The organism is Amycolatopsis sp. NPDC051373, from assembly GCF_040689465.1.
GTDB lineage: Bacteria > Actinomycetota > Actinomycetes > Mycobacteriales > Pseudonocardiaceae > Amycolatopsis.
In genome coordinates this window covers 51,951-74,109 of the sequence record NZ_JBFBAE010000030.1, presented here as the reverse complement: position 1 = coordinate 74,109, position 22,159 = coordinate 51,951, and the positions used below count along the sequence as shown (strand labels likewise).

Annotated in this window: 20 protein-coding genes and 1 pseudogene; 11 read left to right on the top strand and 10 right to left on the bottom strand. The window is 72.4% G+C overall.

The window, feature by feature from the left end; genetic code table 11:
• Nucleotides 1–125 precede the first annotated feature (125 nt).
• Nucleotides 126–356: a hypothetical protein gene (locus AB0383_RS40435; RefSeq protein ID WP_364177254.1), complete on the bottom strand. Its 231-nt coding sequence runs from the start codon at nucleotides 354–356 to the stop codon at nucleotides 126–128.
• Between the two features lie 455 nt (nucleotides 357–811).
• On the opposite strand from AB0383_RS40435, the gene AB0383_RS40430 reads away from it, so the two are divergent.
• Entirely contained in the window at nucleotides 812–1,072 is a 261-nt protein-coding gene (locus AB0383_RS40430) for a hypothetical protein (protein WP_366190082.1), read from the top strand.
• 10 nt (nucleotides 1,073–1,082) lie between these two features.
• Here the strand turns inward: AB0383_RS40430 and AB0383_RS40425 are convergent, their stop codons facing one another.
• From AB0383_RS40425 to AB0383_RS40415, 3 genes are read right to left on the bottom strand one after another with little or no spacing between them, the layout of a single operon-like run.
• Nucleotides 1,083–1,682 carry a methylated-DNA--[protein]-cysteine S-methyltransferase gene (locus AB0383_RS40425; RefSeq protein WP_366190081.1) on the bottom strand — a complete coding sequence of 200 codons (600 nt, stop codon included), beginning with the start codon at nucleotides 1,680–1,682 and terminating at the stop codon, nucleotides 1,083–1,085.
• Nucleotides 1,679–2,173, bottom strand: a complete 495-nt coding sequence (locus tag AB0383_RS40420) for an RNA polymerase sigma factor (protein WP_366190108.1) — start codon at nucleotides 2,171–2,173, stop codon at nucleotides 1,679–1,681. The genes AB0383_RS40425 and AB0383_RS40420 overlap by 4 nt, the downstream gene beginning before the upstream one ends.
• Nucleotides 2,170–2,670: a methylated-DNA--[protein]-cysteine S-methyltransferase gene (locus tag AB0383_RS40415; RefSeq protein ID WP_364177266.1), complete on the bottom strand. Its 501-nt coding sequence runs from the start codon at nucleotides 2,668–2,670 to the stop codon at nucleotides 2,170–2,172. Before AB0383_RS40415 ends, AB0383_RS40420 begins: the two co-directional genes overlap by 4 nt.
• Before the next feature lie 175 nt (nucleotides 2,671–2,845).
• Here AB0383_RS40415 and AB0383_RS40410 point away from each other — a divergent pair, with 175 nt between their 5' ends.
• Complete coding sequence (locus AB0383_RS40410; RefSeq protein ID WP_364177269.1) at nucleotides 2,846–4,309, top strand: amidase; 1,464 nt, start codon at nucleotides 2,846–2,848, stop codon at nucleotides 4,307–4,309.
• A 3-nt stretch (nucleotides 4,310–4,312) separates the two neighbouring features.
• Here the strand turns inward: AB0383_RS40410 and AB0383_RS40405 are convergent, their stop codons facing one another.
• The 3 genes from AB0383_RS40405 to AB0383_RS40395 form a co-directional block, all read right to left on the bottom strand.
• On the bottom strand, nucleotides 4,313–5,161 hold the full coding sequence (locus AB0383_RS40405) for a helix-turn-helix domain-containing protein (RefSeq protein ID WP_364177272.1): 849 nt from the start codon (nucleotides 5,159–5,161) through the stop codon (nucleotides 4,313–4,315).
• A gap of 120 nt (nucleotides 5,162–5,281) precedes the next feature.
• Complete coding sequence (locus tag AB0383_RS40400; RefSeq protein WP_364177275.1) at nucleotides 5,282–6,460, bottom strand: LLM class flavin-dependent oxidoreductase; 1,179 nt, start codon at nucleotides 6,458–6,460, stop codon at nucleotides 5,282–5,284.
• A 30-nt stretch (nucleotides 6,461–6,490) separates the two neighbouring features.
• Nucleotides 6,491–7,981 carry an aldehyde dehydrogenase gene (locus AB0383_RS40395; RefSeq protein ID WP_364177278.1) on the bottom strand — a complete coding sequence of 497 codons (1,491 nt, stop codon included), beginning with the start codon at nucleotides 7,979–7,981 and terminating at the stop codon, nucleotides 6,491–6,493.
• Nucleotides 7,982–8,294: 313 nt separating this feature from the next.
• Between AB0383_RS40395 and AB0383_RS40390 the strand changes: the two genes are divergently transcribed.
• Entirely contained in the window at nucleotides 8,295–9,302 is a 1,008-nt protein-coding gene (locus tag AB0383_RS40390; protein WP_364177281.1) for an AraC family transcriptional regulator, read from the top strand.
• A gap of 8 nt (nucleotides 9,303–9,310) precedes the next feature.
• Here the strand turns inward: AB0383_RS40390 and AB0383_RS40385 are convergent, their stop codons facing one another.
• Nucleotides 9,311–9,817: a flavin reductase family protein gene (locus AB0383_RS40385; protein ID WP_364177283.1), complete on the bottom strand. Its 507-nt coding sequence runs from the start codon at nucleotides 9,815–9,817 to the stop codon at nucleotides 9,311–9,313.
• A gap of 161 nt (nucleotides 9,818–9,978) precedes the next feature.
• Between AB0383_RS40385 and AB0383_RS40380 the strand changes: the two genes are divergently transcribed.
• From AB0383_RS40380 to AB0383_RS40360, 5 genes are all read left to right on the top strand, one after another.
• A complete protein-coding gene (locus AB0383_RS40380; RefSeq protein ID WP_364177286.1) occupies nucleotides 9,979–11,196 on the top strand; it encodes a CaiB/BaiF CoA-transferase family protein in 1,218 nt (405 codons plus the stop codon).
• 9 nt (nucleotides 11,197–11,205) lie between these two features.
• Nucleotides 11,206–12,111 (top strand): hydroxymethylglutaryl-CoA lyase, encoded by a 906-nt coding sequence (locus AB0383_RS40375; protein WP_364177288.1) that lies wholly within the window; start codon nucleotides 11,206–11,208, stop codon nucleotides 12,109–12,111.
• Between the two features lie 92 nt (nucleotides 12,112–12,203).
• A complete protein-coding gene (locus AB0383_RS40370) occupies nucleotides 12,204–13,460 on the top strand; it encodes a bifunctional 3,4-dihydroxy-2-butanone-4-phosphate synthase/GTP cyclohydrolase II (protein WP_366190080.1) in 1,257 nt (418 codons plus the stop codon).
• Between the two features lie 105 nt (nucleotides 13,461–13,565).
• Nucleotides 13,566–14,996: an alpha/beta fold hydrolase gene (locus tag AB0383_RS40365; RefSeq protein ID WP_364177293.1), complete on the top strand. Its 1,431-nt coding sequence runs from the start codon at nucleotides 13,566–13,568 to the stop codon at nucleotides 14,994–14,996.
• Nucleotides 14,997–15,103: 107 nt separating this feature from the next.
• The gene (locus tag AB0383_RS40360; protein ID WP_364177295.1) at nucleotides 15,104–15,958 is read left to right on the top strand and encodes an LLM class flavin-dependent oxidoreductase; all 855 of its coding nucleotides are present in this window, start codon (nucleotides 15,104–15,106) and stop codon (nucleotides 15,956–15,958) included.
• A gap of 99 nt (nucleotides 15,959–16,057) precedes the next feature.
• Here the strand turns inward: AB0383_RS40360 and AB0383_RS40355 are convergent, their stop codons facing one another.
• Entirely contained in the window at nucleotides 16,058–16,942 is an 885-nt protein-coding gene (locus tag AB0383_RS40355; protein WP_364177298.1) for a LysR family transcriptional regulator, read from the bottom strand.
• Between the two features lie 70 nt (nucleotides 16,943–17,012).
• Between AB0383_RS40355 and AB0383_RS40350 the strand changes: the two are divergent.
• The 3 genes and pseudogenes from AB0383_RS40350 (at nucleotide 17,013) to AB0383_RS40340 (ending at nucleotide 20,058) form a co-directional block, all read left to right on the top strand.
• Nucleotides 17,013–17,893, top strand: a pseudogene (locus tag AB0383_RS40350) (DMT family transporter).
• Nucleotides 17,894–18,685: 792 nt separating this feature from the next.
• Nucleotides 18,686–19,339: a GPR1/FUN34/YaaH family transporter gene (locus tag AB0383_RS40345; RefSeq protein ID WP_366190079.1), complete on the top strand. Its 654-nt coding sequence runs from the start codon at nucleotides 18,686–18,688 to the stop codon at nucleotides 19,337–19,339.
• A gap of 101 nt (nucleotides 19,340–19,440) precedes the next feature.
• Entirely contained in the window at nucleotides 19,441–20,058 is a 618-nt protein-coding gene (locus AB0383_RS40340; RefSeq protein WP_364177303.1) for an RraA family protein, read from the top strand.
• 67 nt (nucleotides 20,059–20,125) lie between these two features.
• Here the strand turns inward: AB0383_RS40340 and AB0383_RS40335 are convergent, their stop codons facing one another.
• Nucleotides 20,126–21,952, bottom strand: a complete 1,827-nt coding sequence (locus AB0383_RS40335; protein ID WP_364177306.1) for a coagulation factor 5/8 type domain-containing protein — start codon at nucleotides 21,950–21,952, stop codon at nucleotides 20,126–20,128.
• Nucleotides 21,953–22,159: the final 207 nt, after the last annotated feature.

Genomic DNA, 22,159 nt, shown 5'->3' with positions numbered 1-22,159 from the left:
TCACCGGCCCCAGGATTGCGGAAGCCTGTTCCGGGGGCGGGCTGACGCCCTCGTCGCGAATCTACCTGATGATTTCCGGTTCCCGGGTTTTTCACCCGAACAGTCGCACCGTCCTCAGTGGATCATCAGGCCGGCCAAGGCCTTTCCCCGGCCCGGTTCGCCCTCCCGGAAGGCGGGCGGGCGTCGAGGATGTCCGTGGCCCGCACCAGGCTCACCGGGGTGTCGGCAGCCGCGCCGCGCGGGCGCACCGGGACCCACGTGGTGCTGGTGTGCTCGTCGCGCAGGCTGCGGCCCGCGATCGTGCCCGTCTTCTCCTGCCACAACGGTTCTGCGGATTCCCGAGCAGTACGGCGCACCCGGCACCGATACCGCACCTGCCAGCCCCGCGGATACCCGCCACCGTGGCGCAACGGCCAGCCATGGAAAGCGCTTCCGGTCTTCAGATCGCCGCCCTCAACGGACGGATCGCGCGGACTGTCGTCCCCCAACACCGCCGGTCACCCCGATCCCGCGTGAAAAACATCTTCGGTCGCCGGGGTCCTGGGCAAGAAGTTCACAGATTAGGCCCGCGCAGGCCGGCGGTCGCTCGGCCACCCGGGTGGTTCCGGCGAGCGGCCGGGCACGGTCCGTGTCCGAATCGAAGATCCACAGTGGACGGGAGCCTCTTCGGAGTCCGCGGGGAAGCGTTTTCCCGGTGCTCGTCACCCCACCGGGCAAGCCGGGAACGGGATATGCTGAACGGTCCGCCCCGGTCCCCGGCGGCAGCACCCGCGGCCGGAAGAACGGAGGGCCCGATGACCGCCCTTGCCCCATGGACCTCTGCCCCATGGACCTCTGCCCCATGGACCTCTGCCCCACACACCTGCGCCGTCATCCTTGGCGGGCAGCCGTGAAGCGCACGACGGTGCCATCCGTCGCCGACCTGCACAGCGCCCACGAGCTCCCCGACGATCAGCGCCGCCACGTGGTCCGCCTGGTCGCCTCCTCGGCCGAGGACGTCGACGACTGCGCGCTGCTTCTGGCGATCCTCGGCCTCGACGCCGCCGACGGCCTCGCCCAGGACCACCGCTGACGAATTCGCGTCAGGCGGTCGTTTCCAAGGCCAGCAGCGCCAGTTTCGCTTCCTCACCACCGCGGTACCGCCCGGAGCTGCCGTCGGAACGCACCACGCGGTGGCACGGCACGACCAGCGGCACCGGATTGCGCGCGCACGCCGTCCCGACGGCGCGCACCGCGTGGGGACTGCCGGCCGCGGCGGCGACTTCGGAGTAGCTGCGCGTGCTGCCGTACGGGATCTCGCCGAGCCGCCGCAGCACCTCGCGGCGGAAACCCTTGGCCAGCCGCAGATCCACCGCGACGTCGAACGCGTGGCGCCGGCCGGAGAAGTACTCGTCGAACTCACGAGACACCGCGTCCAGACGGGCCGGCGCGGAAAGCACCCGCGGGCTGATGGCCGCGGCCAGCTCGGCGAGCACGGAACCGTGGTCCTCCACGGAGAACGCGACCCGCACGAGCCCGGCACCGGTCGCGGCCAGCAGCAGCGGGCCGACGGGCGAGTCGACCGTGCGGTACGCGACGTCGAGCAGACCGTCGCGTGCGGCCGCGGCGATCAGCCGGGCGCGCAGGCGGTCCTGCGCGGCCTCGTCGTCCACCGGCAGCGCGGCGAACAGATCGGTGGTCATGGCGCTGCTCCTTCCAGCTCTCCTCGGCGCGACGCCGCGCGCAGGGCCTTCACCCCGTCGGCGGCCGCGCGGCGGGCGGCGGCCGCGGTGCCGCCGGTGATGGCAGCGACCTCCTCGTACGGGAACCCGGCGAGGTAGTGGTACGCGACGGCCGCCCGCTGCTTGTCCGGCAACGCGGCCAGCGCATCCCACAGGTCGCCGTCCCAGTCCTCCGGACGGCCGGTGCGGCTCGGCTCGTCGGAGGTCCGCTCCACGGGCACGGCGTGGCGTGCGCGGGCACGGGTGATGTCCACGGCCTTGCGGTGCGCGATGGTGACCAGCCACGCCGCCACGTTGGCACCGGCCGGCAGATCGGGGTAGGCCTTGAGCGCGGCCAGGAACGTCTCGGACCACGCGTCCTCGGCGTCGTGCGGGCCCACCACCGCCCGGCAGACCCGCAGCACCATCGTCCCGTGGTCCGCGACGAGCTCGTCGAACGGTCGCGAGCTCAGAACAGCCTGCCGTCGTCCTCGGCTGGCGGCTCCTCCAAGCTCAGGAGGAACCGCTTGCGGTCCACGCCGCCCGCATACCCGGTGAGGCCGCCGCTCACGCCGACCACCCGGTGGCACGGCACGACGATGCTGATCGGGTTCCAGCCGTTCGCGTTGCCCACCGCCTGCGCGGCGCCGGGGTCGCCCAGCTCGGCGGCGAGCTCGCCGTACGTGCGCTTCTCGCCGTACGGGATCTTCGTGAGCAGGCCCCACACCTTGCGCTCGAAGCCGGACCCTCGCGGCGCGAGCTCGAGGTCGAACTCCCGGCGTTCCCCCGCGAAATACTCACCCAGCTGCCGGATCGCCTCGGCGAAGCCCTCGTCCGAGCGCGGCCCCAGGCTCGCCAGCCGCGGTTCGCGCTTGTGGCCCTCGAAGTAGAGCCCGACGAGCGCCGTGCCGTCCGCGACCAGCGTGAGGTCGCCGACCGGCGACGCCGTGACCGTGTGCCGAACGCTCATGTCCCCGTTCCCTTCTTCTCGCCTCTCACCAGGTAGACGCGCGGGCGCGCCCGAATGTGAGATCCGCGAGGCGAGCGACTTCCCGCCGCGCCACGATAGTCCGGCGAAGTCCGGGACGGCCGGTCGGACGAGCCGCTAACGTCGCCCTCGAACGCCGACGTCGCGAGAGGAACGCATGGACGCCACCCTGCTTTCGGCCGGGCAGCTCGGCGCGGCCCTGCGCGCCGGCGAGGTGACGGCCGTCGAGCTGGCCGAGTCGGCGATCGAGCGCATCGGGAAGTACGACGGGGCCGTCAACGCGATCTGCGTGCCCGATTTCGGCCGCGCGCTCGACGCCGCCCGCGCGGCCGACGCGGCGCGCGCCCGCGGTGCGGACGGTCCCCTGCTCGGCGTGCCGATCACGGTCAAGGAGTCGTTCAACGTGGCCGGGCTGCCGACCACGTGGGGTCTCCCGCCGTTCGCGGGCTTCGTCTCGGCCCAGGACGCGCTGCCCGTCGCCCGGCTCAAGGCGGCCGGCGCGGTGCTGCTCGGCAAGACCAACGTGCCGCTCGCCCTCGGCGATCTGCAGACCTACAACGACATCTACGGCACCACGGCCAACCCGTTCGACCTCGCCCGCACGCCCGGCGGTTCGTCCGGCGGCTCGGCGGCCGCACTGGCCGCGGGGTTCGGCGCACTGTCGATCGGCTCGGACATCGGCGGCTCGCTGCGCACCCCCGCGCACTTCTGCGGCGTCTACGCGCACAAACCGTCGTACCGGCTGCTGCCCTCGCGAGGCCACACGCCGCCGCCGGCCCCCGCGCTGCCGACCGAGGTGGACCTGGCCGTGATCGGCCCGATGGCGCGCAGCGCCGCCGACCTGAGTGTGCTGCTCGACCTGCTCGCCGAGCCGGATCCGCTCACGCTCGGGGTCGCCTACGAGCTGCGCCTGCCGCCGGCCCGCCACGAGCGCCTGGCGGAGTTCCGCGTGCTCGTGCTCGAAGACCACCCGGACATCCCGACGTCGGCGAGCGTGCGTGCCGGCCTCACCCGCGTGGCCGACGCGCTCACCGCGGCCGGCGCCCGCGTGGACCCCGGCAGCGGGCTGGTGCCCGACCTGGCCGAATCGGCGCGGCTGTACCTGCGGCTGCTGTTCGCCACCTTCGGCACGAACTTCCCCGCCGAGGTCTACGAACGGTTCGGCAAGCTGCTGGCGGACCTCCCGCCGGGCGACGACAGCCTCCACGCCGCCCGGGTGCGCGGGACCCGGCTGAGCTACCGCGACTGGTTCGCGGCCGACCTCGCCCGCGAACGGCAGCGCCACGCCTGGCGCGCCGTGTTCGCCGAGTACGACGTGGTGCTCTGCCCGGCCTCGCCGACCCACGCGTTCGCCCACGACCATTCACCGCACCAGGAGCTGCGGCGCGTCGTCGTCGACGGCGTCGAGCACGGCTACGGCGATCAGCTGGTGTGGGCCGGCCTCGCCACGCTGCCGGGTCTGCCGGCCACGGTCGTGCCCACGGGCCTCGACGACGCGGGACTGCCGGTCGGGGTCCAGCTTGTCGGGCCGATGTTCGAGGACCGCACTCCCCTGCGTCTGGCCGAGCTGCTGGAGCGGGAGATCGGCGGGTTCACCGCACCGGACCTCGAGCGCCGATAGTTCCTAACCCGGCGGGGCCATGGATTCGAACTCGAGAGCGCCGAGCAATGCGAGCCGCGCGGCCGACTCCGTGCCGGGCCGCGCCGTGCAGACGACGATCCGCAGGTCGCCGTGGCGGCTGGCGAGCACGTCGCGGTCCAGGTCTAGCCGCCCGACGTCGGGGTGCACCACGGTCAGGCACGTCGGCTGGCGCGCGAGGTCGTCGACGCCGGGCGTGTCCCACCGGCTGCGGAACCCCTCGCTCACCGAGCCCACCCGTCCGACCAGCGCCGACAGGTCCGGGTCACGCGGGTAGCGCGACTGCGCGAGCCGCAGGTCGGCGACCAGCGCCGTCTCGTAGTCCTCGCGCTCAGCCGCGGTCAGCACCGTGCGCGTCGGGCAGCCGGTGAAGTGGCGCCACACGGCGTTACGCTCGTCTTCGCGCGCGGCCGGTTCGCCCAGCAGCCCCACCCACGGCCGGTTCCACGCGATGAGTGTCCACATCGCGTCGTGCACGGCGATCGGGTGGTCGTCGAGGCGTTCCAGCAGCCGCCGGGTGCTTTCGGGCACCAGCCGCCCGACGCGGCCGCCGCCCAGCTCATGGCCGGCGAGCCGGAACAGCCGTTCCTGCTCGGCGTCGGACAGGTGCAACGCCCGCGCGAGCGCGACGCACACCTGCACCCCGGGAGCCGGCGCGCGGCCCTGTTCCAGGCGCACGACGTGGTCGACCGAAAGCCCGGCCAGCACGGCCAACTCCTCGCGCCGCAGCCCGCGCGCTCGTCTCGGCCCGTGCACCGGCAGGCCGGCCCGGCCGGGTACCAGCCGTTCCCGCCAGCCCCGCAGCGTCGACGCCAGCTCGTCCGGGCTGTTCACACCACCCATCCTCGCAAATCGCGGCCGGTGATCCTACCGCCGCTTTTCGCAAGCCTGGAAAGGCGTTCGGCTCCGGACGGCTCCGCCACCCGCCCGGAACCGCACGTCCGGCCGCAGGATTCAGTGGCGCAGACCGGCCTGCTTCAGCAGCGGCATCACGTTGTCGCCGAAGTACTTCAGCTCCTCGTTGTAGTCGATGAGGCCGAAGATCATGCCCTCCATCCCGGCCTCGTTGAGCGCGCCGAGCTCTTCGGTGACCTGCTCCGGAGTTCCCACGATCGGGTAGCCGCCCCAGCCGGCGATGAAGCGCTCCTGCATCTCCTTCACCGCGTGGTCGAACGACTGGCTCGCGCCCGACCCGGCGATCTTGATGACGTTGCCCGCCGCACCCCAGTCGCCCTCGTCCACGACCTGCTGGAAGGCGCGCTTGGCCTCTTCCTCGGTGTCGCGGCAGACGACGAGGCCGTAGGTCATGACCTTGATGTCGCGCTGGTAGTCGTCGCGGGCCTTGGCCTTGACCTTCGCGGTGTAGGCCTTGATGTTCTCCAGCGTGTCGAGCGAGGCGAAGTTGATGTCCACGTTGCGCGCGGAGAACTCGATGCCCGCGGGCGAGTTGCCCGCGTTGAGCAGCGCCGGGCGGGGTGCCTGGTGCGGCTTCGGGTAGGCCTCGACGTCGTTGCCCTGGAAGTACTTCGAGGCGATGTCGAACGAACCTTCCTCGGTCCACAGCCGGATGGCGTAGTCGATCCACTCCTGGCCGAACGCGTAGCGCTCGTCGTGCTGGCGCTGCTCGCCGCCGAACATCTCCATCTCCGGCGGCACCCAGCCCATCACCAGGTTGAGCGCGAAGCGACCGCCCGAGATGTGGTCGATCGTCGTGGCGGCCTTCGCCGCGACGATCGGATGCACGGTCGGCAGGTGCGAGGTCGACGCGATGGCGATCCGCTCCGTCGCCTCGGCCAGGCCGGCGGCCCACGCGTAGGTCTCGAAGCAGTTGCCGTTGAAGTTCGTCGAGCCGCCGAAGCCCTTCCAGCGCGCGACCGGCACGAGCACGTCGAAGCCGAGGCCGTCGGCGCGCTGCGCGATCTCGCGCGTGTGCTCCCAGGTGATCTTGTAGGTGCTGGGGGCGTGACTCATGATCAGCCCGTAGGAGCAGTTGGTGCCGAACAGGCCCAGCTTCATCTTCTGGTCGCCGAACAGCGGGTTCGTCTCGGCCCGGTCCACCAGCGGCCGGGTCTCGTCCGCCGGGCGCGGGTCCGTCGGGGCGAGGCCGAGGCGTTCGTTGGCGGTCATCGTCATGGGGGTCTCCTTCGCGGAATGGGGGGTGGCTCAGCCGAGCTGGAACGGGTCGCGGGTGCCGCCGGTGAGCTCGACGAACACGGACTTGTTCTCCGTGTACTCGTTGATCGCGTCGACGCCGTTCTCCCGGCCGATGCCGCTGGCGCCGTAGCCGCCGAAGGGCATGTTCGGGGCGATCACGCGGTAGGCGTTGATCCACACGGTCCCCGCGCGCAGCTTCGCGGCGACGCGGTGGGCGCGGTGCACGTCCTTCGTCCAGACGGCGCCGGCCAGGCCGTAGGGCGTGTCGTTGGCGAGCTTGAGCGCCTCGTCCTCGTCGTGGAACGGGTAGACGGCCAGCACCGGGCCGAACACCTCCTCGCGGACGATGGTGTTCTCCGCCGTCACGCCCGTGACCACGGTCGGCTTCACGAACAGGCCACCGCGAGCGGCGTCGGGCTCACCGCCGCAGGCGAACGTGGCGCCCTCGGCGGCCGCGCCCTGCAGATAGCCGAGCACCTTCTCGTACTGCGGCCGGTTGGCGACCGGGCCCATCTCCGTGGCGGCGTCGGTCGGGTCGCCGAGCTTGATGGCGTTGGCCCGCGCGACGACCTTCTCGACCAGCGCGTCGTGGACGTCGGCGTGCACGATCAGGCGCGAGCCGGCCATGCAGGTCTGCCCGGTGGCCGCGAACACGCCCGCGACCAGGCCGTTGGCGGCCGCGTCGAGGTCGGCGTCCGGGAACACGACCTGCGGCGACTTCCCTCCGAGCTCCAGCGTCACGCGGTTGAAGTTCGCCACCGCGGCCTGCGCGACCTTGGCGCCGGTCGCCGACGAGCCCGTGAACGCGACCTTGTCGATGCCCGGGTGCTTGGCCAGGGCCTCGCCGGTTGCGCGGTCCCAGCCGGTGACGACGTTGAGCACACCCGCTGGCAGCCCGGCCTCGTGCAGCACCTCGGCGAATGCGACGGTGGAGGCCGGCGCGTGCTCCGACGGCTTGACCACCATCGTGCAGCCCGCGGCGAGGGCGGGGGCCAGCTTGAAGGTGAGCAGCAACAGCGGCGAGTTCCACGGCGTGATGGCGCCGACGACACCGACCGGCTCACGGCGGGTGTAGCCGAAGTAGTTCGGGTTGACCGGCGGGACCGTGCGGCCCTCGATCTTGTCGGCCAGGCCGGAGAAGTAGTAGTACCACTGCGGCAGGCTGTTGAGCTGGCCCAGCATCTCGCGCAGCAGCTTGCCCGAGTCGTTGACCTCCAGCCGGGCGAGGCGCTCGGCGTTGGCGGAGATCGCGTCGCCGCAGCGGCGGATGATCGCGGCGCGCTGGAAGCCGGTCATCGCGCCCCACTCGCCCTCGAACGCCGCCCGGGCCGACGCGACGGCCTCGTCGACGTCCTCGGGACCGCCGTCCGCGAGCCGGGCCCACGGCTTGCCGGCGTAGGGGTTCTGCGACTCGAAGGTCCGGCCCGAACGGGCATCGACGGACTTGCCGTGGATGAAGAGCTTGAGTTCCTCCAGCGGTGGCGCTGAGGTGGTCGTCATCGACCTCTCCTTCGTTGCAGGGGGCTGGCGCCTGGGGATGCCGGGAAACGCTAGGGATCGGCGGCGGCCCGCCGATATCCCCGGACGGCAGCCTCGGATCCGCTCAGCGCGAAGGTGCCCGTCCCACCCGGCGAGACGAGAAGCACACGCAGCCGGGCAGTGCTGCACTCAGCGGATAGCGCCACGCGCTTTCGGGCTAGTAAGGGGCCGCGGCGACCACCTAGTGTCGAGCGGACCCGGACCACCGGTCTCGCCGCCGAGGCCACCGGACAGAACCGACACTGAGCAGATGGACGACACAAGGAGGTGTCGGATGGCTGCCCGTCCCGAGGCCGTCCCGGCCGAGGCGCCCCTGTCGCGCTACCGGGTGCTCGGCACCCGCTCGCTCGAAGAGGCCCGCGACGCGGTCACCAGGATCTACCTGGACCACGACCTGACGGTGCCCGGCAACGAGCTCGACATGACGCTGAACTCCACCGCCGACCGCATGTTCACCGTCGGCTACCTCAGCTACCAGTCGTGCGCGAAGCTCGTGATGCCGCCGACCGAGGACTGCTACCACGTCAACCTCACCATCGCCGGACGCACCGACGCCGACCGCACCGACGGCCGCCGCGCCACCACGCGCGCGCGCACCAGCGGCGTCGTGCTGCTGCCGGACCAGGTCAACACCGTGCGCTGGTCGCCGGACGCCGCGCAGCTCATCCTCAAGATCGGCCGCCGGACGCTGGAGGGCCACCTCGGCGAGCACCTCAACCGCCCCGTGGACGAGGTGCTGGACTTCGACTTCGGCATCGACTTCACCACGCCCGCCGGCAGCACGCTGCTCTCGTCCGTGGAGTTCCTCGCCCGCGAGCTCGACCGTCCCGGCGGCCTCGCGGACATGCCGATCGCGCGGGAGCAGCTCGAAGCGTTCGTGATGACGCAGGTGCTGCACGCGGGCCGCCACCAGTTCACCGACGACCTCACCGCACCCGACGACCCGGTGCGCCAGAGCCGGCTCGGCCCGGTGATCGAGTACATGGAAGCCCACGCCGACGAGCCCCTCACTCCGCAGGAGCTGGCGAAGGTCGGCTGCATGAGCGTGCGCACGCTGCACGCCACGTTCCAGCAGGTGCTGGGCGAGTCACCGATGAACCACCTGCGCCGCATCCGCCTCGACCACGTGCGGGCCGAGCTGCTGCGCAGCGACCCGGGGCTCACCCGCGTCACGGACATCGCGCTGCGCTGGGGTTTCTTCCACCAGAGCCGCTTCGCGCAGCAGTACCGGGAACGCTTCGGTGAGCTGCCGCGCGAGACGCTGCGGGCCGTGTCGGCCTGAGCCGCGGCTCAGTTCTCCGAGCGGATCCCGTACGCGCCGCGGTGGAACAGCAGCGGCGCGCGCGAGGGATCCGCGCCCAGCGCCCGCACGCGGGCGGCGACGATCGTGTGGTCCCCGCCCGCGTGTTCGTGTTCCAGAGTGCAGTCGATCCACGCCGCGACGCCGTCGAGGATGGGCGCGCCGGACGGGGCCGGGCGCCACTCGACGCCGGCGTACTTGTCGGTGCCCGAGCGGGCGAACGCGCTGCTCAGCTCGGCGTGGCCGTCGGCGAGGACGTTGACGCAGAAGCGGCCGGCCGCACGGATCTTCGGCCAGCTCGTGGACGAGCGGGCGGGCGCGAATGACACCAGCGGCGGGTCGAGGGACAGCGAGCTGAACGACTGGCAAGTGAACCCGGCGGGGCCGCCCGGCGCGAGGGCCGTGACGACCACGACGCCGGAGGCGAAGTGCCCGAGGACCTCCCGCATGTGCGTGGGCTCGACCTGCGGCGGCTCGGTGCGTGTCCGGTTGTCCATGCGCCGCAACGGTAAGAGCAGTTCCGTCCCGGCACCATCCGCCAACCGCGGGCGAATAGCCGCGGCGCGCGGACCGGCTTTCCCCGGCGGCGCACAGGACGGATAACCCGCCACCGCGATCGGATATCTCGCCGCGCGCCCGCGTTCCTACGGTGTGCGTCGTGTCTGCCACCGACCTCCCCGCCGGCGCGCTCGCCGGGATCCGCGTTCTCGAGCTCGGCACGCTCATCGCCGGGCCGTTCTGCGGCCGGCTGCTCGCCGACCACGGCGCGGACGTGATCAAGCTCGAAGCCCCCGACCGGCCCGACCCGCTGCGCGTGTGGGGCCAGGCCGAGCTCGACGGGCACCACTTCTTTTGGACCGTCCACGCCCGCAACAAACGCTGCGTCACGCTCGATCTGCGCAGGCCTGAGGGACGCGAGCTGTTCCTGCGCCTGGTCGACACCGCCGACGTCGTGGTCGAGAGCTTCCGGCCCGGCACGCTCGAGCGCTGGGGCCTCGGCTTCGACGTACTCGCCGCACGCAACCCCGGCCTGATCCTCGCCCGCGTCTCCGGCTACGGGCAGACCGGCCCGCACGCCCAGCGGCCCGGCTACGCGTCGGTCGCCGAGGCGATCGGCGGAATGCGCTATCTCAACGGGTTCCCGGGCGGCCCGCCGCCGCGCGCGGCGCTGTCGCTCGGTGATTCGCTCGGCGGGATGTTCGCCGCGCAAGGGGTGCTCGCGGCCCTGCACGCACGCGGGGCGAGCGGGCGCGGCCAGGTCGTGGACGTCGCGCTGGCCGAGGCGTGCCTGGCGATGCTCGAGTCCGTGATCCCCGACTACGACGCCGCCGGGCTGGTGCGCGAACCGTCGGGCACGCGGCTCGACGGGCTCGCGCCGTCCAACCTCTACCGCTGCGCCGACGAACGCTGGATCGTCATCGCCGCCAACCAGGACACGGTGTTCGCGCGGCTGTGCACGGCGATGGAGCGCGAGGACCTCGTGACCGACCAGCGGTTCGCCACCCACGTGGCGCGCGGGCGCAATCAGGACCAGATCGACGCGCTCGTCGGCGAATGGGCCGCACGCCACGATTCCGCCACGCTCACCTCGATCCTCGAAGCCGCCGGCGTCGTCGTCGGTCCGGTCGCCACCGTCGCCGACGTCGTCGCCAATCCGCAATTCCAGGCACGCGACATGCTGCTGCCGCACTTCGACGAAGCGATCGGCAAGGACGTACTGGGGCCTGGGGTGATGCCGGTGCTGAGCGGTACGCCGGGCGCAGTGCGCTGGGCCGGGCCCGCTCAGCCGGGCACGCACAACGCGGAGGTCTACACCGGACTGCTCGGCCTCACCGGCGCCGAGCTGGCCGAGCTCACCGAAGCCGGAATCGTCTGAGAGGCAAGCATGAGCTCCGTGAACCTGCGTGAAGTCGGGCTGCGCGACGGTCTTCAGCTCGAAGCACCGATCCCGCTCGCCGCCAAGCTGGAAATCCTCGACGCCGTCGCCGCCACGGGCGTGCGGCGCGTGGAGGTGACGTCGTTCGTCTCCCCCTCCGCCGTGCCCGCGCTCGCCGACGCCGAGCAGCTCGCGGCCGAGCTCGGCCGCTGGCCGGACCTCGCGTTCTCGGCGCTGGTGGCCGGCCGCGGCGGCGCGCGCCGGGCCGTGGCCGCCGGGATGGCCGACGTCGAGTACGTGATCTCCGCGTCCGACGGGCACAGCCTCGCCAACGCGCGCCGGACCACGGACGAGGCCGTCGCCGCGGTGCCGGACATCGCGAAGCTCGCGCACGACACCGGCGGACGGTTGGAGGCGATCCTCGCCGTGGCGTGGGACTGTCCCTTCGACGGGCGCACGGCGGTGAGCCGCACCGTGGACCTCGCGCGGCGGGCCGTCGACCTCGGCGCGGACGAGCTGTGTTTCGGCGACACCATCGGCACCACCGTGCCCGGGCGGGTCACCGAGCTGCTGGGCCGGGTGCGCGACGCGTGCCCGGACGTGGAGCTCGGCGTGCACTTCCACAACACCCGCGGCTCCGGGCTCGCGTGCGTGCTCGCCGCGCTGCAGGCAGGTGTCACGAAGATCGACGCGTCGGTAGGCGGGCTCGGCGGCTGCCCGTTCGCACCGGGAGCGAGCGGGAACATCGCCACCGAGGAGGTGGTGTACCTGCTGGAAGAGTCCGGTGTGGACACCGGCGTCGACCTCGGCAAGGTGCTCGAGGCCGCCGCCGTGGTGGAACGCGCCGTGGGACACGGGCTGCCGAGCAACCTCTACCGCGCGGGCGGCCCGAACCGGCCCCGCGGGCGCGGCTGACGGACATTCCCCCGCGGGCAACGGATATCCCGCGCGCCGCGGCACTCGTAACCTCACGCCCGGAGCGACCCCCGACCTCCCAGGAGCCGACGATGACCCAGCCCCCCACCCCGGCCGGCCGGCCCTCGACGCTCGCGGTGGAGCGCGCGGTCGCGGCGCTCGCCACGGGCCGGATGATCGTCGTGACGGACGCGGCCGATCGGGAGAACGAGGGTGATCTGGTCCTTCCCGCCGCGGTCGCCGACGCACAGCGGCTCGCGTTCGTCGTGCGCCACACCACCGGCATCGTCTGCGCGCCGATGACCGCCGAGCGCGCCGACGCGCTGCGCCTGCCGCCGATGGTCGAGGACAACACCGACGCCCACGGCACCGCGTTCACCGTCACCGTCGACCACGTCGGGAGCGGCACGGGCGTGTCGGCGGCCGACCGGGCCACCACGCTGCGCGCGCTCGCCGCGCCGGGCACCCGGCCCGGCGACCTGCGGCGGCCCGGGCACGTGTTCCCGTTGCGCGCCAGGGAAGGCGGGGTGCTCGTGCGCGCCGGGCACACGGAGGCGGCCGTCGACCTGCTTCGCCTGGCCGGGCAGGAACCGGTGGGCGTGATCGGCGAGATCGTCGCCGAGGACGGCTCGATGTGCCGCGGCGAACGGCTCACGCGGTTCGCGGCCGAACACGACCTGCCGGTGCTCGCGATCGCCGACCTCGTGCGTTACCGGCGGGCCACGGAACGGTTCGTGGAGCACGTCGCCACCTCCGCCATGCCCACCGTCTTCGGTGAGTTCCGCGCCGTCGCCTACCGTTCGACGACCGACGGCACCGAGCACCTCGCCATCGTCCACGGCGACGCGGCCGCCGCGAGCCGCACCCCGCTCGGCGCCCTCGTGCGCGTGCACAGCGAATGCCTCACGGGCGACATCGTCGGCTCCCTGCGCTGCGACTGCGGCGCGCAACTCGAACAAGCCCTGCGCGCGATCGCCGCCGAAGGTGCGGGCGCCGTGGTCTACCTGCGCGGCCACGAGGGCCGCGGCATCGGGCTGGCGCACAAGATCCGCGCCTACGCCCTGCAGGAGACCGGCCTCGACACCGTCGACGCCAACACCGCCCAGGGCCTGCCCGTCGACTCCCGGTCCTACGGCGTCGGCGCCCAGATCCTCGCCGACCTCGGCATCACGCGCCTGCGCCTGATCACCGACAACCCCGCCAAGTACGGCGGTCTCGACGGCTACGGCCTCGAGATCGTCGACCGTGTCGGCCTGCCTGCCGCCGCCACGGCGCACAACCTGCGGTACCTGCGGACCAAGCAGCAGCGCCTCGGCCACACCCTCGACGTCGACGAGAGCACCGGCTGAGCCGTTACCGAACCAGTACGCGCCGCGGACAGCCCGCGCACACCCGCCCGGCACCGTCGGTCCCGACGAAGATCGACGGTGCAGACAACGGGAAGGCGGGACGACGTGGCCAAGGGTGCGGCCGTGGTGCTGGCGGTTCTGGCGGTGCCGTTCACGACGGCGGTGGCGCCACCGCCGGCGCAAGGCCTGCAGTGGCAGCAATGCGCGAAAATCGCCGAAGGCTGGACGGGAGGCGAAGCGAGCGAGTGCGCGACGGTCCGCGTGCCGCTGGACTACCGCCGACCGGGCGGGCGGCAGCTCACGATCGCCGTCAGCCGGGTGCCTGCGAGCGATCCGGCGCACCGGCAAGGCGTGGTGCTCGTCAACCCGGGCGGGCCCGGCGAGCAGGGGACGACTTTCCCGGACGAGCTCACGGAGACGGAGCTGGCCGGGATCGGCCGCACGCACGACCTGATCGGGTTCGACATCCGCGGCTCGGACTACAGCGACAAGATCCTCTGCCCTGAGCTGGATCCGGCGAACGTGCCGCGACCGCCCGCCACCGACACCGCCGAGCAGCGCTTCAAGGCCCAGGCGAAGACCATCGCGGACCGGGTGCGCACCTGCGCCGGGAAGGACCCCGACCTCGCCCGGTCGATGACCACCGCCAACGTCGCCCGCGACATGGATGTGATTCGCCGGGCGCTGGGCGAGGAGAAGATCGGCTACTTCGGCAACTCGTGGGGCACGGCGCTCGGCACCACCTACCGCAGCCTGTTCGGCGGCCACGTCGACCGGATGCTGCTGGACTCCGTGCTCGCGCCGGGCGAGGCCGTCGCGCGGTCCGACGACCAGACCGCTGCTTCCGAAGCCCATTTCGACGACTTCACGCGCTGGCTCGCCGAGCGCGACGCGACGTACGGGTTCGGCAGCACCGCCCCGGCCGTCTCGCAGGCCTTGCTCGCGCTGCGGAGCCGGCTCGCGACGCAGCCCTTGGCCGACCGCGACGACCACTGGGCCAACCGGCAGCTGCTCGCCACGCGCGCCGACTGGGCCACGGCGGCCGAAGCGCTCGCCGCCGCCCGCGACGGGAAGCCGCCGTCAACCACGGCAGCGCCCGCGGCCGCCCCGGCCGGCAACGGGTTCGACGTCGGCTACCGCGACGGGGAGATCGGGTTCGTCCTCGCCGCTGTGAACTGCAACGACGCTGCCGGGGCCCGCGACATCGACCAGGCGTGGCAGCACGGGCTCGAGCTCGCCGCCCGGTTCCCGGTGGCCGCCTACGAACCGGGTGGCGACGCGCGGTGCGCCGGCTGGCCGTTCGCGCCGCAACCCACGAAGCTTGTACGCGGCTCCAGTCCGCTGCAGCTCGTCGCGCACCAGTACGAGACCAACACCCCGTTCCCGTGGGCACGCGAGATGCAGGCCGAGGTCGGCGGCGCGCTGCTGACCGTGGCGAACGACGTGCACTCGTCGTTCGCGCACCTGCCGTGCGCCGCGAAGGGCGTCGAGTTCTTCACCACCGGGGCGACGTCCAACGGCACCTGTTCCGAATAGTCCTTTGTGGACCCGGTGCCTGGGGACCCACGACGTGGAGTGGCAGAGCCCTCGGGCGGACTTCGATCATGGTCACCGGGGGTTCCACCACGACCACGAGGAGTTGCATGAAAATCGGTATCGGCCTATCCAGCCAGGTGCGCGAAGTCGACGCGACGGTGATCCCGGCGTGGGCGGCGAAGGCGGAGGAAGCCGGGTTCTCGACGCTCGGCACGGTCGGGCGCATCGCCTACCCGGCGGTGCTCGACACCGTCGCGCTGGCCGCGGCCGCGGGTGCCACGCAGACGATCGGGCTGCTCAGCACCGTGATGCTGGCGCCGGTCTGGCCGGCGACGTTGCTGGCCAAGGAGCTCGCGGGCATCCAGGCGGTGTCCGGCGGGCGGCTCACGTTCGGCGTCGGCGTGGGCGGGCGGCCCGACGACTTCGTGGTCGAGGGCACGAGTACGAAGGGCCTCGGCAAGCGGATGGACGCGGCGCTCGAGGCGTACCGCGACCTGTGGTCGGGCAAGCCCGTCGGCGGCGGGGACAACGCTGGCGTGCCGGGTGGTTCGGTCGAGGTGCCGATGCTGTTCGGCGGGTTCGCGCCCGCCGCGCTGCGCCGGATGGCCCGGTGGGGCGAGGGGTACGTCGCGGGCGCGATGCCGGCGCAGCAGGTGGTGCCCGTGTTCGACGCCGCGCGGGCAGCCTGGCGGGAGGAAGGCCGCGACGGTGAGCCGCGGCTGGTCGCCATCGCCTACTTCGCGCTCGGCGACGTCGAGAAGGGCCGCGGCAACGCCCACCACTACTACTCCGTGGCCGGCCCCGAGTACGCCGACCTCGTGTCCGCGGGCGTGAACGGCAGCGCCGATGTGCTGCGCGAAACCGTGAAGTCGTTCCAGGACATCGGCGCCGACGAGCTCATCTTCCACCCGACCACCGACGACGTCGACGATGTCGCGCGGTTGGCGGAGATCGTCCTCTGACGCGGCGGGCACGGCGCGGCCGAGGGGCGCGCCGTGCCCTCGTGCGCCGTTCTTTCGTGCACCGTTCTTTCGTGCACCGTGCCCTCGCGCGCCACGCCGTTATGCGCCGAGGCCGGTGAGCACGGCCCGCACGTCCGGCCGCCGTCCCGTGCCCAGCCGCGTGACCGCGTACACCTTGCGCGACAACGGGTTCGCCAGCGGGTGCAGGCTCACCGGCGCGTGCGAGGCCGGCAGCGCCATGCGCGGAATCAACGCGACCCCGGCACCGGCCGCCACCAGCGCCGTCAGCACGGCGAAATCGGTGGCTTCGGCGACCACGTCGGGCACGAACCCGGCCGCGCCGCACGCGCGCTGGATCAGCTCGTGGCACGAGTATTCCTTCGACGGCACCAGCCACGGCTCCGTCGAAAACCTCGCCAGGCGCACCTTCTGGCCGTCCGCCAGCGCCCGCGCCTCGGCCAGTGCCGGGGGCACGGCGAGCAGCACCGGGTCGTCGGCCAGGTGGTGTTCTTCGCACCGGGCCGGGGTTTCGCGCGGCAGCAGGCTGTAGCTGTGCACCACGGCGACGTCGGCCTCCTGGTGCAGCAGCGTGCCGATCGCCGACTCCGGCTCCTGTTCCACCAGCCGCAGCGACACACCGGGCAACTTCGTCCACAGTGGAGCGACGAGAGTCCTGGCCGCGGACGGGAACGCGACCACCCGGACGGTGCCCGCGCCGTCCGACCGCACCGCGGCCAGTGCGGACTCGGCGGCCGCGAGGTCGCTCAGGATCACGTCGGCGTGCGACACCAGCAGCTCACCGGCGGCGGTGAACGCGAGCGTGCGCCCGCGTCGTTCCAGCAGCGGGGTCCCCGCCTCGCGTTCCAGGGCCGCGAGCTGCTGCGACACGGCGGGACCGGTCAGGTTGAGCGCCTCGGCCGTCGCGGCGACGGTGCCGTGGTGCGCGAGCTCGTGCAACAGCCTCAGGCGGCGGACTTCCAACATAAGCCGAACTTCCCGATCTCGAAGCAAAGACTAACTGGATCTACCGCATTCTAACGCCCACACTGGCCCGGTGAGCACCTCGAAACCCGTTCTGGCCATCGGCGGCACCGTCGTCCTGTGGGCATCCGCCTTCCCCGCGATCCGCGTAGGGCTCGACGGCTACGGCCCGTTCGGGCTCTCGCTGGCGCGGCTCGTCGTGGCCTCGGTCGCGCTGGCCGTCGCGGCGTCGTTCCTGGGCGTGCGGCCGCCGCGGCTCAAGGACCTGCCGCTCATCGCGTTGTGCGGGCTCACGGGCATGGCGGCGTACCAGGTGCTGCTCAACTGGGGCGAGGTGCACGTACCCGCCGGCACGGCGACCCTGCTGGTGGCCACTGCGCCGGTGTTCAGCGCGGTGCTGGCCGCCGCGTTCCTCGGCGAACGGCTGGGCGCGCGCGGCATCCTCGGCAGCGCCGTCGCGCTCGGCGGTTCGGCGCTCATCGCACTGTCCGGCGGCGATGTGCAGTACTCCACCGCCGCGTGGGTGGTTCTCGCCGCCGCGCTCGTGCAGGGCGCGTACCACTTCTGCAGCAAACTGTTGCTGCGCCACTATTCCGGCCTCGAAGTCGCGTGTAATGCGATGTGGACCGGCACGCTCTTCTCGCTGCCGCTGGCTCCGGCGGCCTGGCACGGCCTGGAAACCGCACCCGCTTCGGCGCACGCGGCCGTGCTGTACCTGGGCTTGCTGCCGTCCGCGCTCGGGTTCGTGTTGTGGGCTACGGCGTCGCGCGCAACACGGTCACCGCGGCGACGTCGGCGCTCTACCTCGTGCCGGTGGTGGCGCTGGCCGTCGCCTACGTCTGGCTGGGCGAAGTCCCCGCGCCCGTCGAGCTGGCCGGCGGCGCGATCGCCGTGGGCGGAGTCGTGCTCATCACCGCGCGGCGCAAGGCCCGCGTCCGCGAGCCCGTGGGCTGAGGGTCAACGGCCCCCGCCGCGACCTCGCCCGTGGCCGCCGTCGTCGCCGGAACCCCGGCCACCGCGGTCACCGCCGTGGTCGTCGCCGGTTCCGGAGCCCTGGTCCCGGGCGTACGCGGGTTGTCGTCCGACGGCGGGGTCGACACCGCTGTGACGAGCGGAGGCGGCGGGATCCACAACGGGGCCGGCGCGTTCGCTGTGCTGCCCGGGTCCACGAGCGACCACACGGCCGTGCCGCCCCACACGCCCACTGCGTGGCCTGCGCCGTGCCCGCTTCGCGCGCGAGGTAGGCGAAGAGCCCGGCCGGCGCCGCGAGCACGACCACCCCGGCGATCGTGAACCGGGCCAGCAGCCCGGCCGTGGACGGGCTCCGCTCCGGTGACCTGCCAGCACGGTATCGACCCGGACGCCCGGTTCGGACCTGTCCGACCGGACTACGACCCTCTCGGGTCGGGCGGGGCGGAAACCGGCTGCCCTGACGGAGCACTCCGGCGGCCACCCTGCGTGACATTTCGCCGGATCCACTCGGCGTAGCCGGAGCTACGCCGTTTCGTGGCCCAGTCGTTGCTCCGCGTGAAGCGCCACGCGGCGCCGTCGGCCGGGGCCTGTGAGGGCGATCACCGCAGCGTAGGGGCCGGATGTGGGCGGTGTGCCCCGGTTTCCACCTTGTCGGCGGCGTCTCTAAATGAGACTCCCGCCGTGCGGGGACAGGCGTATACCGAGCCATGTGCCACCGCGACGACCAGGCACACGACCAGGCACATTCCGGATGCCCGACCAGGGAGCCCGCTCATGACCACCCTCGATGCCAGTGCCGAAAGTGTCCCCCGAGTACCTGCCCAGCACACTGCGGAGGCCGCACCCGAAGCGCCCTCGGCCGCCGACCCGATGATGGTCGGCCTGCCCAGTTTCGTCGTCGGATCCGTCGCGCTGGGGCTCGTCCTCATCGGCTACGTGCCCGCGACCGCCGTCGGCGCGTCACTCGCCGTCATCATCGCCGCGACCGGCATCGGCCTGCTCATCGCAGCCGGCTGGGCCGCCGCCGTGGGCCAGAGCGCGGTGGCGGGTGTGTTCGCCATCTTCTCCGGGTTCTGGCTGAGCTACGCGCTGCTCGTGCTCGGCCTGACCCACAACTGGTTCGGGATCGACGCGACAGCCGCCGTCGACACCCAGGGGCTGTTCCTCATCTCCTGGCTCGTCATCGTCGGCATGCTGACGCTCGCGACCCTGCGGTTGCCGGTGGCCTACACCGTGCTGTTCGTCCTCATCGAGGTCGCGCTCGTGCTCGTGCTGGTCGGCACGCTCCAGGGCTCGGCCGGCATCCTCCAGGTCGGCGGGTACGTGGTGCTCGTGTTCGCCGCCGTCGGTGTGTACCTGTTCTTCAGCTCGGCCTCGACGGCCACGGGCGGGTCCGCGCTCCCGCTCGGCCCGCCGATCATGCGCTGAGCGAACTGCGTCACACGTGCCCCGGAGTCCGCGACTCCGGGGCACTTTCCTGCGACGATCGCGGTCTCGTCCAGGGGACACCAAGACGTGACAGGAGGACCATGCCCGACGGATTCCGCGACATCCCGACCACGACCCTCGCCGACCTGCTGAGCCGCGACCAGGTGATGGACATCGGTGTCCGCCCGCTGTGGGGCCCGGTGCCGCGCGTCGCCGGCCCGGCCTACACCGTCCAGTGCCCGGCGGGCGACAACCTGATGCTGCACGCGGCCATCCACCGCGCCCCCGCGGGCTCGATCGTCGTGGTGGAGTCCGGCGACCTGGACTACGCGCTGGCGGGTGGCAACGTCTGCGCCGTGGCTCAGCGCAACGGGATCGCGGCGTTCGTCCTCGACGGCGTGATCCGCGACCTCGCCGAGGTGCGCGAGCTGGGGTTCCCCGTGTTCGCGCGCGGCCTGATCCCGATCCCCGGGACGAAGGCGGCCGTCGCGCCGCTGGGTGAGCCCGTGAGCTGCGGCGGGGTCACCGTGCACGCGGGTGACATCGTGACCGCCGACGAGGAGGGCGTCGTGGTCACGCCGGCCGCCGACGCGGAGCGGATCCTCCTGGCCGCACAGGCACGCCTGGCCAAGGAGGAGACGCAAACGCTCGACGAGTGGGACGCCGACCACGAGGCCCGGATCGACGCGATCCTGAAGGAGCGCGGGTTCGAAGGCTGAGGGGTCCCGCGCCGCGACCGTCGTGAATGGACAGTCGCGGCGCGGGTTTCTTCGTCCGGGTTCGCTGTTACGGGTACGACTTCAGCATCGCCAGCCCGGTGACGGCGTCCGACGGGCCACCGGTGTCGTTGACGACGTGGGCGATCGTGCCCTGGCCGCCGCCGAGCGAGAACGTGATCATGCTGTGGAACCGCACGCCCGGCCGGTGCGGCGCGGCGATGGCGCGGTCGGAGACGATCGTGCGGTCACGCGAGAAGATGCAGTAGCTGCCCAGGCCCCACGCTTCGTGCGTGCGGACGTTGTCGCCCACCGCGTAGGCGGGGAAGCCGCGGTGGGTCCCGTCCATCCACGCGGCCTGGTTCGGTGGGTCGTAGGGCATTTCGTTCTGGAAGAAGTAGGTGCGGCCACCCTCGCCGTTCCACTGCACCTGGGCCTTCTGGTGGTGCTCGACGAACAAGCCGTAGGCGATCACACCCGAGCCGTTCACGACCAGGCCGACGTCGGAGGTGTTGGCGTCCCAGCCGACGCCCGCGCCGTGGTCGGCCCGCCACAGCCACATGTTGTCGATGAGCACGTCGTCGCTGTTGACGACCACGCACCGCTTGGCCTTGCCCACGCCGGCACCGCCGACGCGCACGAACACGTCGTGCATCGAGCTCGGGTTGCGCGCGTGGCCGCGGCGCGACCCGTCGGGCCCGAAGCGGATCAGCGGGTCGGACGCGACCGGTCCCGCGTCCACGAGCAGGCCGGCGACGCGCACGCCGTCCACGTCGGCGACGTCCAGCGCGGTGACGCCGTTGTCCGGGATCAGCGTGGCGTAGCCGAGACCGAACACGACGGTGTTGGCCCGCGTGACGGTGAGCGGCTGGTCGACGTGGTAGATGCCCGGGGTGAGCAGCAAGTGCTTGCCCTGCGCGAGGGCGGCGTTGAGGTCGGCGGCGGACTCCGTCGGCTTGGCGATGTGGAACGCGTCGATGGACAGCGAGGTGCCCTCCGGCTTGCGCGCCTCCCAGCTGGTGGCCTCCGCGTTGGTGCGGACGGCGGGCACGAACACCTGGTAGGCGCCGGCGCCGTCCACGTAGAGGAACGGCTTCTCGCAGATCACCGGCGTGCGCTCGATGGAGGTGTACGGCGGCGTCGGGAACGAGGTCGCCGGCGCGCCCGGCGAGCCGACGAACACGAAGTTCCAGTTCGAGCCCACCCACGAGCCGACGACCGAGTTGCGCGTGAGCCACTGCTGCTGGGTGCCGGAGTTGACCTGGCCGGTGAGCTGGCAGTCGGCGATGAACCCGCCGCTGGAGTAGCCGCCGTCGGACAGCTTGAGGTCCCCGAGCAGGTAGATGCGACGGTAGTAGGTGGCCTGCGAGACGGCCCAGGTGTCGACGCCGCTCTTCGGGACGGCGTTGAGGTTCTCGGCGCCGCGCCAGAAGTTCACGAGCGTGCCGTTGCCGTGCGCGTCGCCCTCCACGCCGAGCGAGCCCGTGATGCTGGCGCCGCTGGGCTGCAGGCCGAGGCCGGCGACCTGGGTGTAGTAGCCGAGCTTGACGTCGACGGAGTAGGCGCCGGGTTTGAACAGCAAGGCGTAGCGGCCCTCGCCGAACTGGCTGCCACGCTGCTGGGCGTAGATGGCGTCGAGGGTGGCCTGGATGTTCGCGGTGCTCGAGTCGAAGACGTGGACGTTGGGGCCGAAGTCGGGCTGGCCGGCGGCGTGGGTGGCCGGAGGAGGGGCTTGGTTCGGGGTTTCCATCGCTTTTGGGGTTTCCGTCGCGGGTGCAGCCGCGGCGGGGCTCGTCAGGGTGAGCGCGGACGTCGCCGCGAGGGCGGCGCCGGAGCCCAGCGCCAGGAAGCTTCTTCTCGCGAGTGTGGGGTCGGGGTGTTCGGACTGTGCTGGCAACGGGGAGACCGTCCTTTCGACACGACACGACACGTGGCGGCGTGTGCGGGCCGAGGAATCCGTGCGGCACCGACATTTCCGAGCCGGGCTCACCGGTGTCAAGACGCCTGTCGGTGACCGGGACAGCCGAAAGTCCTGAACGCCCCTGCCGCGGCAGTACCGGGCAAAGGCGACAGGTTGCGGAAACGGCTAGGGTCGGGGGTGGGG